Origin of the sequence: Tepidiforma sp. (assembly GCF_034433535.1) — a bacterium.
GTDB lineage: Bacteria > Chloroflexota > Dehalococcoidia > Tepidiformales > Tepidiformaceae > Tepidiforma.
In genome coordinates, this window is the sequence record NZ_DAOUAO010000213.1 from 1 (window position 1) to 12199 (window position 12199).

Annotated in this window: 17 protein-coding genes; 9 read left to right on the forward strand and 8 right to left on the reverse strand. The window is 70.9% G+C overall.

All coding sequences use genetic code 11. From position 1 onward, the window contains the following. The 7 genes from VAE46_RS11235 to VAE46_RS11265 all read left to right on the forward strand — a co-directional run. Positions 1-372 (forward strand): 50S ribosomal protein L11 methyltransferase (locus tag VAE46_RS11235; protein WP_322797025.1); only part of this gene is annotated, 372 nt, incomplete at its 5' end. A gap of 39 nt (positions 373-411) precedes the next feature. Continuing rightward, positions 412-1233: an isocitrate lyase/PEP mutase family protein gene (locus tag VAE46_RS11240; protein WP_322797026.1), complete on the forward strand. Its 822-nt coding sequence runs from the start codon at positions 412-414 to the stop codon at positions 1231-1233. Between the two features lie 89 nt (positions 1234-1322). Continuing rightward, positions 1323-2201 (forward strand): helix-turn-helix domain-containing protein, encoded by an 879-nt coding sequence (locus VAE46_RS11245; RefSeq protein ID WP_322797027.1) that lies wholly within the window; start codon positions 1323-1325, stop codon positions 2199-2201. After that, the gene (rimO, locus tag VAE46_RS11250) at positions 2201-3523 is read left to right on the forward strand and encodes a 30S ribosomal protein S12 methylthiotransferase RimO (RefSeq protein ID WP_322797028.1); all 1323 of its coding nucleotides are present in this window, start codon (positions 2201-2203) and stop codon (positions 3521-3523) included. Before VAE46_RS11245 ends, rimO begins: the two co-directional genes overlap by 1 nt. Positions 3524-3607: 84 nt before the next feature. Further along, the gene (locus VAE46_RS11255; RefSeq protein ID WP_322797029.1) at positions 3608-4930 is read left to right on the forward strand and encodes a glutamine synthetase family protein; all 1323 of its coding nucleotides are present in this window, start codon (positions 3608-3610) and stop codon (positions 4928-4930) included. 63 nt (positions 4931-4993) lie between these two features. Next, positions 4994-5536, forward strand: a complete 543-nt coding sequence (locus VAE46_RS11260; protein ID WP_322797030.1) for a DinB family protein — start codon at positions 4994-4996, stop codon at positions 5534-5536. Beyond that, complete coding sequence (locus VAE46_RS11265; RefSeq protein ID WP_322797041.1) at positions 5536-6351, forward strand: aldolase/citrate lyase family protein; 816 nt, start codon at positions 5536-5538, stop codon at positions 6349-6351. Before VAE46_RS11260 ends, VAE46_RS11265 begins: the two co-directional genes overlap by 1 nt. A gap of 6 nt (positions 6352-6357) precedes the next feature. Here the strand turns inward: VAE46_RS11265 and VAE46_RS11270 are convergent, their stop codons facing one another. The 3 genes from VAE46_RS11270 to trxA form a co-directional block, all read right to left on the reverse strand. Further along, positions 6358-6657, reverse strand: coding sequence for an FmdB family zinc ribbon protein (locus tag VAE46_RS11270; RefSeq protein WP_322797031.1), 300 nt, complete (start codon positions 6655-6657; stop codon positions 6358-6360). A gap of 61 nt (positions 6658-6718) precedes the next feature. After that, on the reverse strand, positions 6719-7663 hold the full coding sequence (gene trxB / locus VAE46_RS11275) for a thioredoxin-disulfide reductase (RefSeq protein WP_322797032.1): 945 nt from the start codon (positions 7661-7663) through the stop codon (positions 6719-6721). 79 nt (positions 7664-7742) lie between these two features. Further along, a complete protein-coding gene (trxA, locus tag VAE46_RS11280) occupies positions 7743-8069 on the reverse strand; it encodes a thioredoxin (RefSeq protein ID WP_322797033.1) in 327 nt (108 codons plus the stop codon). A 103-nt stretch (positions 8070-8172) separates the two neighbouring features. Between trxA and VAE46_RS11285 the strand changes: the two genes are divergently transcribed. Then, entirely contained in the window at positions 8173-8469 is a 297-nt protein-coding gene (locus VAE46_RS11285; protein WP_322797034.1) for a metal-sensitive transcriptional regulator, read from the forward strand. On the opposite strand, the gene VAE46_RS11290 is transcribed toward VAE46_RS11285, so the two are convergent. From VAE46_RS11290 to VAE46_RS11300, 3 genes are read right to left on the reverse strand one after another with little or no spacing between them, the layout of a single operon-like run. Then, positions 8466-9566, reverse strand: a complete 1101-nt coding sequence (locus tag VAE46_RS11290; protein WP_322797035.1) for a glycerate kinase — start codon at positions 9564-9566, stop codon at positions 8466-8468. The two genes, VAE46_RS11285 and VAE46_RS11290, sit on opposite strands and share 4 nt — an antisense overlap. A 1-nt stretch (position 9567) precedes the next feature. Next, positions 9568-9741 carry a hypothetical protein gene (locus VAE46_RS11295; protein WP_322797036.1) on the reverse strand — a complete coding sequence of 58 codons (174 nt, stop codon included), beginning with the start codon at positions 9739-9741 and terminating at the stop codon, positions 9568-9570. A gap of 18 nt (positions 9742-9759) precedes the next feature. Further along, positions 9760-10155, reverse strand: a complete 396-nt coding sequence (locus VAE46_RS11300) for a nuclear transport factor 2 family protein (RefSeq protein WP_322797037.1) — start codon at positions 10153-10155, stop codon at positions 9760-9762. Between the two features lie 76 nt (positions 10156-10231). On the opposite strand from VAE46_RS11300, the gene VAE46_RS11305 reads away from it, so the two are divergent. Continuing rightward, on the forward strand, positions 10232-10882 hold the full coding sequence (locus VAE46_RS11305) for a hypothetical protein (protein WP_322797038.1): 651 nt from the start codon (positions 10232-10234) through the stop codon (positions 10880-10882). 4 nt (positions 10883-10886) lie between these two features. Here the strand turns inward: VAE46_RS11305 and VAE46_RS11310 are convergent, their stop codons facing one another. Next, positions 10887-11306, reverse strand: coding sequence for a PaaI family thioesterase (locus VAE46_RS11310; RefSeq protein ID WP_322797039.1), 420 nt, complete (start codon positions 11304-11306; stop codon positions 10887-10889). A gap of 3 nt (positions 11307-11309) precedes the next feature. Beyond that, positions 11310-12199, reverse strand: an 890-nt coding sequence (locus VAE46_RS11315) for an enoyl-CoA hydratase-related protein (RefSeq protein ID WP_322797040.1), incomplete at its 5' end; no start/stop codon positions are given.

Sequence of the window (12199 nt, forward strand, 5' to 3'; positions counted from 1 at the left end):
GCGATTGCGGCGGTGAAGCTGGGGGCCGCACACGTGGACGCGATCGACATTGACCCGATCGCGGCGGAGGTGGCCGCGCGCAACTGCGCCGCCAACGGCGTGGCGGACCGGGTGGCGGTGCGGGCCGGCCGGGTCGACCCCGAGACCGTTGGCAGCTACGACCTGGTGGTGGCGAACATCAGCCCCGATGCGAACATCGGGCTGGCGCCGGTTTTCGAACGGGCGGTCCGGCCGGGCGGCGACCTGCTGCTCTCGGGCGTGCTCGAACCGGACATCCCGCGGGTGCGGGGGGCGGTGGAACCGCGCGGATTCGCGCACGTGGAGACGCGGCTGGAGCGAGACTGGGCAGCCATCCACCTGCGGCGGGCGTAGCGCGTGGACAGCCCGGGCGGCGGCGGGGAGAATCGCGGCGTGGACGGCAGGGCATCCCCGGGGGCGCAGCTGCGGGCAGCGATGGCGCGCGGGCTGGTGGTCGCGCCGTTTGTGTTCGACGGGGTGCAGGCGAAGCTGGCGGAGGCGGCCGGGTTCGAGGCGGTGTACATGAGCGGGTTCGGCACTGCGGCCTCGTGGGGGCTGCCGGACCGCGGGCTCATCGGGCTGGGGGAAATGGCGGCCAACGCGGCCCGCATCGCGGCGGCAGTGAACGTGCCGGTCATCGCCGATGCGGATACCGGCTACGGCAACGAGCTGAATGTGCGGCGGACGGTGGAGGTGTACGAGCGGGCGGGGGTCGCGGCGCTGCACATCGAAGACCAGGAGTGGCCGAAGCGCTGCGGCTTTCTCGAGGGGAAGCGGGTGATCCCGGCGGAGGAGATGGAGCTGAAGGTGCGGGCGGCGGTGGCTGCCCGGCGCGACCCCTCGCTGGTGATCATCGCGCGGACCGATGCGCTGGCGCCGCTGGGGCGGGAGGAGGCGGCGGAGCGGGCGCGGCGGTACTTCGCGGCCGGCGCGGACCTCGTCTTCCTCGACGGGCTGAAGGACCGGGAGAGCATCGCCTGGGCGGCGGAGGCGCTGGCGGGGGTGCCGATGCTGCTGAACACATGGCTGGTCACGCCGGAGGAGGCGGCGGCGCTGGGCTACCGGCTGTACATCCACCTTGGGGTGATGCTGCGGCACTTCGAAGCGTTCGCGGAGACGCTCGCAAAGCTGCGGGCAACGGGGCGGGTCGGCCCCCGGGAGGGCCACGGGGTGGAGTGGATCACCGGCGTGCTCGAGGGCTCCGGGGGCCAATGACGGCCGGGGATAGGCGGGTTTTCGGGCGGCTACCGTTTAGGAGGGGAACCTGATACGTTCGCCGTACCCCCGACGGGTTTCAGACGTGTATGGGTGAACTGGGGAGCCTGCTGACGCGTGCGCGCGAGGCGCGCGGCCTGACGCTCGAGGACGCCGAACGGGATACGCGCATTTCGCGACGGTATCTGCAGGCGCTCGAGTCGGAGCAGTTCGAGGTGATCCCGGCGCCGGTGTACGCGCGGGGGTTCCTGCGCTCGTACTCGCAGTACCTCGGGCTCGACCCGCAGGAAGTGCTGGCGATGTTCCCGCGGGAGGACGAGGAGGAGCCGCGCAGGGCGGCGGTGGAGCCGGAGCGCCCGAGCATGGACCGCCCACTGAGCCCGCTTTCGGCGTCGCGGCCGGCGTGGCGAACCCGCCCGGCCGGGGACGAGCGGCCCGTCATCGGTGGCGGCCGCCCGGCGGGGCAGGGGGGCGCGCGGCCACGGCCGGCTGCCGCGGAGGCGGGGTGGGAGCCGGTGATCGGCGTGGATATCGGTGTGCCCTCGCCGGCGCGGCGGCTGAACACCGACCCGGCCGCGCAGACGCGGTCGGCGGTGGTAGCCATCGTAGCCATCGTGGCGATCCTGGGGGTGGTGTTCCTCGCCTGGCTGCTGGCGAATCTCGCCGGCGACGACGAGAGCGTGCCGCCGGGGCAGCTGGGGACGGGCGGCAGCCCGACCACCGCCGCCAACGAACCGACGCCGGTGACGCGCAGCGGCCTCCCGGTGACGCCGGGGCTGGTGCCGGATGTGCGCGGGGTGCAGGAGGCGATCGCGGTAGCGGCCATCAGGGAGGCGGGGTTCGAACCGCTGATCCAGCGCGTGCGGAGCAATCAGCCGGCGGGGGTGGTCATCGACCAGTCGCCGGCGCCGGAGGTGGAGATGGCGCAGGGTTCGCGGGTCCAGATCGTCGTGAGCGAGGGCCAGTGATGGCGGCGCCGCGGACCTACCACCTCGTGACGCTCGGCTGTCCGAAGAACGACGTCGATAGTTCGCACCTGGAGCGGCTGCTGGCGGGCGGCGAGCTGCGGCCGGTGGCCGACCCGGCGGAGGCGGACGCGATCATCGTGAATACGTGCGGGTTCATCGAGCAGAGCCAGGCGCAATCGATGGCGGCGGTGCAGGAGCTGGCGGCCGGCAAGCGGGAGGGGCAGACGCTGATCGTGGCCGGGTGCATGACGCAGCTCTACGGGCGGCAGGTGAAGGAGGAGACGCCGGGCGTGGACCACGTCTTCGGGGTGGGGCAGTGGACCGAGGTGGCCCGCCTCCTGCAGGTGGACCCGGGGGCGATCTTCGATATTCCCGAGAGCAACGTCCGGGTGGATGGGCCGAGCGCGTACCTCAAGATCTCCGATGGGTGCGATGCGCCGTGCACGTTCTGCGTCATCCCGAAGATCAAGGGCGGGCTCCGCTCGGCGCCGGCGGGGCTGCTGGTGAAGGAGGCGCAGCGGCTGGTGGCGGCCGGGGCGAAGGAGCTGGTGCTGGTGGGGCAGGACACGACCGCCTGGGGCGAGGACCTGGGCATGCCGGTGGGGAGCGGGCTGCCCGGGCTGCTGCGGATGCTGAGCGAGGCGGTTGGCCCGGGGACGTGGCTGCGGCTGATGTACGCCTACCCCAGCCGGGTGACGCCCGAGCTGATCGCGACAATGGCGGAGCTCCCCAACGTGGTGCACTACCTCGATATGCCGCTCCAGCACGGGAGCGAGGCGGTGCTGCGGCGGATGAAGCGGCCCCACAACCTCGAGCGGGTGTACCGCTTTATTGAGGAGCTGCGCCGCGCGATGCCGGACATCGTGCTGCGGACGTCGTTCATTGCCGGCTTCCCGGGCGAGACGGAGGAGGAGTTCGAGGAGCTGCTGGCTTTCGCGCAGGCGGTGGAGTTCGACCACGCGGGCTGCTTTACCTATTCGCGGCAGCAGTGGACCGGCGCATACGGGATGGAGGGGCAGGTGCCGGATGAGGTGAAGGCCGAGCGGCGCGATCGGTTCATGGCGATGCAGCAGGGGGTTTCGGCGCGGCGCGCGCAACGGTTCGTGGGGCGGACGCTCGACCTGCTGGTGGAGGGCACCGGCGAGGACGAGGACGGTCGGCCGGTGGTGGCGGGCCGCACCTACCGGGAGGCGCCGGAGGTGGACGGGCTCGTCTTCGCGCGGGGCAAGGCTGCGCCGGGCGAACGGGTGCGGGTGCGGATCGACGACGCCGGGCCGTACGACCTGTTCGGGCGGGGGGTTGGGGGGCGCGGGCGCGGCTGAGCCGGGCAACGTGGCCGTAACACGCCGGGGCTAGAATCACGCTGGCGGCCGTGGGCCTGCCGACCGGGACCGGGAGGTGTCGCGATGAGCGAATCTGCGGACTATGTGATTTCGGCGTGCCGGGAGCACAAGGTCAAGTTCATCCGGCTGTGGTTCACCGACATTGTGGGGTCGCTGAAGAGCTTCGCCATCACGGTGGAGGAGCTGGAGAAGGCGCTGGAAGAGGGGATGGGGTTCGACGGGAGCAGCATCGAGGGGTTCGCGCGCATCGATGAGTCGGACATGGTGGCGCGGCCGGACCCGGCGACGTTCCAGCTGGTGCCGTGGCGGCCGAAGGAGGCCGGCGTCGCGCGGATGTTCTGCGATATCACCTACCCGGGCGGCGAGCCGTTCGAGGGCGACCCGCGCTACGTACTGAAGCGGCAGCTGAAGCGGGCCGCGGACCTCGGCTACACGTTCTACGTGAGCCCGGAGATGGAGTACTTCTATTTCAAGTCGGAGACCGAGCCGGTGCCGCTGGACCGGGGCGGCTACTTCGACCAGATGAGCGATGCCGCCCACGATTTGCGGCGCGAGACGGTGCTCACGCTGGAGGCGATGGGCATTGAGGTGGAGTACAGCCACCACGAAGTGGCGCCCAGCCAGCACGAGATCACGCTGCGCTACACGGACGCCCTGACGATGGCCGATGCGGCGATGACCTACCGGCTGGTGGTGAAGGAGATCGCAGCGGCCAACGGCGTCTACGCGACCTTCATGCCGAAGCCGCTCGAGCACGTGAACGGGAGCGGCATGCACGTGCACCAGTCGCTCTTCAAGGGTGAGCGGAACGCCTTCTTCGACCCGGATGACCCGTACCACCTGAGCGCGGTGGCCAAGGGCTACATCGCCGGGCTGCTCTACCACGCGCGGGCGATCACGCTGGTCACCAACCAGTGGGTGAACAGCTACAAGCGGCTGCTGCCGGGGTTCGAGGCCCCGGTCTACCTGAGCTGGGCCCGGCGCAACCGGAGCGACCTGATCCGCATCCCCGAGTACAAGCCCGGGAAAGAGATCCATACGCGCATCGAGTACCGCTCGCCAGATTCGGCCTGCAACCCGTACCTGGCGTTCGCGGTGATGCTGGCCGCGGGGCTCGACGGGATCGAGAACGAGCGGCCGCTGCCGCCGCCGGTCGAGGAGAACGTCTTCGAGCTGAGCCCGGCGGAGCGCGCGGCGCGGGGCATCGAGATGCTGCCCGGCTCGCTGATCGAGGCGATCGAGGTGGCGGAGAAATCGACCTTCCTGCGCGAGGCGCTGGGCGACCACGTGTTCGAGAGCCTGATCGCGAACAAGCGGATCGAATGGGACCGCTACCGGCGGCACATCACGGACTTCGAGCTGCGCGAGTACCTGCCGATCCTCTGAGAAACTGCTCGCACCGGTGATCGATTTGGCGTAGACTTGGCCGAGCGGGGCACGGAGGCGCCAATGAGCGAAACCGGGACGTATCGAACGGAGCTGCTGGCACGCCTGCGGGCGGTGACCGACGACATCGCGTGGGTGGTGCGCGGGCTGGTGGAGGAGCAGGGCCACTACCGGCCGGTGGAAACGGAGTGGTCGATCCACGAGCACCTTTCGCACCTGCGCGACATGGAGCAGGAGGTCTACCTGCCGCTGCTGCGGTGGGCGACGGTGCCGGAGATGCTCGACCCGCGCGACTACTCGCGGCGGGAGTGGCGGGAACGCCGGTACGACCCCGCCGAGCCACTGGCGGAGATCATGGCGGACATCCAGCGGATGCGGGATGAGGAGCTGGCGATCTTCCGGGCGATGGGCGATGCGACCTGGACGAAATACCGGACGGACACGCGCTGGGGGCCGCTGACCTGCCAGTGGATCGCCGAGGTGATGTACCGGCACGCGCTCGACCACCTGCAGGGGATCATGGGGCTGGTCCAGGACCTGCACCTCGCGATGCTGGAACCCCCGCCGCTGATTGTGGGCGGCTATATTGGGGGGGCGATGCGGTGATGCGGCTGCGCAGCGTGGTGGACGTTGGGGCCGGCGGGCTCGACCGGGTCCAGGATGCGCTGGGGTCGCAGGCGGACGCGATTCTGCTGAGCCTCGCGGATGCGCGGGTGCCGATCGCGGAGGCGCGGCGGGAGGTCACGGGCGTGCTGGCCGCGGCCGGGCAGGCAGAGAAGGCGGCACTGGTGATGGTCAATCACCCGAAGACGCGGATGCTGCGCGACGACCTCGACGCCATCCTGAGCCCGCTGGTGCGCGGGGTGCTCTTCCCGCACGCGGTCGAGCCGCAGGACGTGCGCGACATGGCGGTGGCGCTGCGCGAGTTCGAGCTGCGGCGGGGGATCGAGCCGGGAGACACGCTGGTCTTCCCGGTGATCGATACCGCCCGCGGGCTGCTGCATGCCGAGGCGATCGCGATGGCTGCGCCGCGGGTGGGCGGCCTGGTGCTGCACGCCGACCGCCTGGCGCGTGACCTCGGGGCGCGGGCGGAGCAGCGCGGCGAGCGGCTGGCCTACGCGCGGGGCAAGGTGGTCGCCGTCTGCCGGGCGCTTGGTCAATCGCCGCTGGTGACGAGCGATGGGCTGGAGCTGACGTACCTCGCCCGGTGCGGGTTCGCGGGCGCCATCCTGCCGGAGGTTCGGTACGTGGTCACGGCGAACGCGGTGTTCGCGCCGGGGAAGCTGGCCAAGGACCGTGCGAACGCCGCGGTGGAGGCGTATGAGGCGGCGCGCGCCGAGGGCGCGTGGGTGGCGCGGTTCGAGGACGAGGTGATCGACGCGGAGGCGGCGCGCAAGCTGCGCCACCTGATCGGCGAGTAGCGCGCTTTAGCGGGGCTCAGGCGGGAGGTCTTTGGCGAGCTTTTCGTAGCGGCGGGCGTATTTGCCCACGTCCGGGGCCGGGCCCATGGCCGCATCGACTTCCTTTCCGTACTTTGCCTCGGCCTCTTCGATCTGGTCGCGGAGGGTCTTGTGGCGGACGAAGGTGGAGACGACACGGCGCATTTCGTGGCCGCGCTGGCCGGGCGCGGCAGGGCACTCGGGAGGGGTGACGCTGGCCATCACGGAGCGGGCGAACACCTCGGACATGGCGCCGCATTTCGCACAGCGGAACTCGTAGAGGGGCATGGCGGGATCCTACGCCCCGGCGGGTCGAATGCGAAGGGGGTTTCGCGCGAGCGGGCGGGCGTTACCCGTGACGCTCGGGGCGGGCGTCGTGGGCGGCGAGGTAGTGCTCGGCCGAGATGGCGGCGGTGGCGCCGTCGCCGGCGGCGCTGATGAGCTGGCGTGCGGCCTTCGTGCGGAGGTCGCCGGCGACGAACAGCCCGGGCACGGAGGTCGACATGTCGAGGTCGACAATGGCGTGCCCGCCGGCGTCGAGTTCGACCAGGCCCTGGAGAAGGTGGTTGTTGGGCGTTTGGCCGATGAAGATGAAGACGCCGTCGATGGGGACCGTCTCGGTTTCGCCGGTGATGAGGTTCTTGAGGCGGACGCGCTCGACCTTCTCGCCGCCCTCAATGGCTTCGACCACGGTGTTCCAGCGGAAGCGCATGGCGGGGTTCGCGAAGGCGCGCTCCTGGAGGATGGCGGAGGCGCGGAGCGTGTCGCGGCGGTGGACCACGGTGACGGAGGCGGCGTAGCGGGTGATAAAGAGCCCCTCATCGATGGCGGAATCTCCGCCGCCGACGACGATGACGTGCTGGCCGGTGAAGAAGGCGGCATCGCAGGTGCCGCAGTAGGAGACGCCGCGGCCGGTGAATTCCGCCTCGCCGGGAACGCCGAGCTTGTTGTAGGAGGCGCCGGCGGTGACGATGACCGCGCGAGCGGTGATGGTGGGCTCGGAGGTGGCCACGCGGAACTCGCCGGAGGGCAGCCGTTCGAGCGCGGTGACCGGCTCATAGGCGAACTCGGCGCCGAACTTTTCGGCCTGGCGGAACATGAGCTGGGCGAGGTCGAAGCCATTGATGCCGTCGGGGAAGCCGGGGTAGTTCTCGACGATATCGGTGGTGGCGATCTGCCCGCCGGTGACGCTGGCTTCGAAGAGGATGGTCTTGCGCCGGGCGCGGGCGGCGTAGATGGCGGCCGTGAGGCCGGCGCCGCCGGCGCCGACGATGGCGATGTCGTAGTCGGTCATGGGGCTGGCTCCGGGAGTGGAAACGGCCGCCGGTGTGAGCCCGGCGGCCGCGGGTGGCGAGGACGCTGAAGACCGGGGCTCAGGCGAGGGCTTCGTCGAGCCGCTTCTTGAGGTCGCTCTTGGGGCGGAAGCCGACGATGGTGCCCTTGAGCTCGCCGTTCTTGAAGATGAGGAGCGAGGGGATGCTGCGGATGCCGAACTTGGCCGGGGTCATCGGGTTTTCGTCGGTGTTGATCTTCAGGAAGTTGACCTTGCCGGCGTATTCGCGGGAGAGCTCTTCGACGATGGGGGCGACCATGCGGCAGGGGCCGCACCAGGGTGCCCAGAAATCGACGAGGACGGGGAGTTCGGACTTGACGACGTCGTGCTCCCAGGTGGCATCGGTGACTTCGCGGACATCGGACATGGCGGGTGGTTCCTTTCTGGGCGGGAGTTGCGGTCGTGTCCCGGTGCTGTCACTATACCCCCAAGGGGTATGTTCGTCAATGCCCTATCGAGGAGGTGCGGGGATGACACCGGAGGAGCAAAAGCGGCTGCTGGACCGCCTGGCGCGGGTGGAGGGGCAGGTGCGCGGGCTGCGCAAGATGGTGGAGGAGCAGCGCTGCTGCGAGGATGTGCTGACGCAGCTGCTGGCGGCGCGTTCGGGCCTTGAGCGGGCGGGGGTGCTGCTGCTGGAGCGCCACCTGCAGGATTGCGTGCTCGGCGAGGCGGAGGTGGACCCGGCAACGGCGCATCGCCTGCGGGAAGCGATTCGGTTGTGGACGCGGCACGCCGGGCCGGTGGAGGCTGGCGAGAGCGCGGGCTAGCTGGCGGCTCCAGCCTCGCGCGACCATTCTGCGGCGAGTTCGCGGAGGAGGGGGGCGGCGCGCTCCATCGCGCGGGCGGGGTCGGGTTCGCGCTTCAGGATGGTGCGGGCGCCGGGCAGGCTGGCGCGCCCGGCGAAGATGACCGCGGGGCGGCCGGCTGCGCGGGCGGCTTCGAGGACGCGGCCGGTGACTTTGCCCTGGAGGGACTGCTCGTCGTAGCTGCCCTCGCCGGTGACGACGAGGTCGGCGGCAGCGAGCCGTTCGGCGAAGCGGGTGACCTCGGCGACAATTTCGAAGCCGGGCAGGATGGGTGCGCCGAGGAAGGCATGCAGGCCACCGGCGAGCCCCCCGGCGGCGCCGGCGCCGGGCAGGGTGCGGAGGTCGATGCCGGTGAGGCGGCGGGTGACGGCGGCGAAGCGGTGGAGGGCGGCCTCGAGGTGGTCGGCCTGGGCGGGTGAGGCGCCCTTCTGGGGGCTGTAGCGGAGGGCTGCGCCCTCGGGGCCGCAGAGGGGCGCGGTCACGTCGGCGGCGAGGCGGACCGGGATGCGCCCGAGCCACGGGGGCGGGTTCCATACGATCGCTTCGAGGTTGATGAGCGGGCCGCCGCCGGGGGGCAGGTCGGTGCCGGCTGCATCGAGGAAGCGGGCGCCGAGGGCGCGCAGGACGCCGGTGCCGGCATCGGTGGTGGCGCTGCCGCCGAGGCCGATGGTGATGCGCGGCGGTTCGAGGCTGGCCGCCTCGGCGAGGAGCTGGCCTACTCCGAAGGTGTCGGCGCGGAGGGGGTCTCGTTCTTCGGGTGCGAGATGCAGGAGCCCGTTAGCCTGGGCGGCTTCGAGGACGAGTTCGCCGGAGTCGCGGAGGCGGAGGTAGCGGGCGAGGACGCGGCGGCCCAGGGGGTCGCTGACGACGGCGGCGAGGGTATCGGCGCGGACGGCATGACGGACGGCATCGAGGAAGCCGGGGCCGCCATCGGAGAGGGGGAGGAGGTCGAGCTCCCAGCCCGTCTGCGCGGAGCGGATGCCGGCGGCGATGGCGTCGGCGGCCTCGTCGGCAGAGAGGCTGCCTTTGAACTCCTGGGGCGCGATGAGGATGCGCATCTCAGCTGAACCAAAGGCGCCAGGCGGCGATCAGGACGATGGCGACGATGTAGCCATAGGCGACGTTGCGGAGGAAGCGCAGGGTATCGCGCGCCTGCCGGTTTCGGAAGACGACGGCGAGCACGATGGTGACCGCGAAGAAGGTGAGGAGCGCGAGCGCGAGGAGGGATTTCACCGTGGGCGGGCGGCCGGGTCAGGCGTCGCCGACGACCGTCCGGGCGGCGAACTTCCAGCCTTCGGCCGTGCGCACGAGGCGGTCGCGGTAGATGGCGGTGGTCAGGATGGAGGCCGGCGGCTGTTCGCCCGGGGCGAGGCGGAGGAGCATGAGGTAGCACGAGCCGGTGGCCTCATCGCCGTCGCCATCGAGGACGAGGTTGTTGGTCCAGTGGCGGGCCTTGAGGCGCTGGGCGAAGGCGTCGCCGAAGGCGCGGAGCTGGTCGCGGCCGGCGAAGTTGCCGGTGGCGGAGGAGAAGGTGCCATCGGGGGTGAAGCAGGCGGCCCAATCGGCGCCGTTGCCGGAATCGATGGCGTGGTTGTAGCGGGCGTAGAGCTGCTGGATGGCGAGCTGGTCTTCGACGGAGAGGGGCATCGCGGGTTCCTCGGGAGGGGATTGCGCCGCGGGGCGGCTGCTGGCGTACGATAGGGCAATTCCGGAGGAAGGGCACATGGGGACGGTTCGGCTGCTGGCGGGCGTGCTGGTGCTGGCCCTGGGGCTGGCGGCGGCCGGCTGCGGCGACGACGGTCCGCGCTATCCAACGGGGCTCTCCGATGATGCCTACGACCTGGAAGCGATGTCGCTGCGCGCCGAGGACCTGCCGGCGGGGTTCGAAAAGCAGGCGCCGGGGGAGTTCCTGAACGAAGCCTGGGCGAACGTGTTCGAAACGGACGATGTGGAGGCGAAGCTGCGGCAGCTGGAGGCGCAGGGGCGGCTGCGCAACTATGTGAGCCTCTTCGGGCCGGCGGGGCTTGGCCCGGTGCTGGCGGTGACGGCCATCTCCACGCTCTACACCGACGAGACGGCGGCGCAGCGCTCGCTCGAGGAGTTCGGATGCGGCTTACCGCTGGAAAACACGGTGCTGCTCGAGCCGCTGCTGGTGCCGGAGATCGGCGATGGGGCGAGCGGATTCATGGTGCGGCAGTTCGAGGAGGGGAACCCCACGTTCGTGGATACGACCGTCTGCTTCCGCACGGGGCGGGTGATCCACGCCCTGCAGGCGACGAGCGTGGCCGGGGTGGAGGACGTCGGCTTCGTCATCCGGCTGGCTGAGCGGATGGAGGAGCGGGTGGCAGCGGCGCTGGCGGACGCCGGGAGCTGAGGGCTCACGCTTCAGAACGGCGGAGGGCGTAGCTGGTGCGGCCCCGGGCGCAGAGGGTGCCGCGCTCATCGAAGATGGAGACCTCGGCGTAGGCGATAGAGCGGCCCTTGCGGACGATGCTGGCCTCGGCGAGGGCGCGGGCGCCGTGGACGGGGCGCAGGTAGGTGATGCCGAGGTCGGCGGTGCCGTTGGGGATGTCGTCCGGCTCGAGGCTGGCCTGCAGCGCGAAGAGCATGGCGATATCGACCATGGCGGCGAGGACCCCGCCGTGCACCGCCCCGCCGACCCCGGAGAGGGTGGCGGGGGAGGTGCGGAGTTCGATGCGGGCGAAGCCGGGGCGTGCTTCGAGGAGTTCGAGCCCGAGGAGGCGGTGGAGCTCGGTGGCTGCGAAGCGCTCGGCGAGGTGGAGCGGGACGTCGGGCATCGGCTACCAGGTCGCGGCGGCGGGCTTGGGGGCGTCGGCGGGGGCCGAGCCGTAATCGCCGAACGGGCCGTCGCGCCAGTCGAGGGCGGCCTTGAGGCCCTTTTCGCGGGCGATGCGGCCGAAGGTTTCGCCGCCGGGGCGGACGCGGCCGAGCTCCTGGATATCGCCGCCGACCTGCAGCGAGGTGCGGAAGCCCATGATTTCGTAGACGCGGTTGACCTGGCGCTTGGTCATCTGGAGCATGGGGCCATCGACGTTGGCGATGCGCTCGGCGAGGGCTTCGGTGACTTCGCAGAGGCGGTCGATGGGGACGGCGCGGTTCGCCCAGCCGAGCTCCGCGGCTTCGCGGCCGGTGACGCTGTCGCCGGTGTAGAGGAGTTCGCGCACCTTGCGCATGGGCAGGTGCCAGGGGTGGTAGATGATGTCGACCGGGGTCATGGCGCGGACGGGCGGGTAGCCGATGATGGCGTCCTCGGCGACGACCATGAGGTCGCACATGGTGGCGAGTTCGGTACCGCCGGCGAGGCAGTAGCCGTGGACCTGCGCGATGATCGGCTTGGTGCACTCCCAGAGGATCCAGTAGCCGCTGAGGAGGTGCTGCGGCCACTGGCCCTGCCCCGGGTGGATGGGGCCGACGTTGGGGAGGCCGGAGCGCCGCTCGACGTAGTCGCGGTCGTCGGCGGTGCGGGAGATGCCGGAGAGGTCGTAGCCGGCGGAGAAGGCGCGGCCGGAGCCGCGGATAATGATGACGCGGACCTCGGGGTCCATTTCGAAGTCTTTGACGGCATCGAAGAGTTCGGCCCGGAGGTTGTGGCTGAGGGCGTTCATCTTTTCGGGCCGGTTGAGCTGGATGATGCCGTGGCGCTGCTGCTTGATGGTGAGGATGTCCTGGT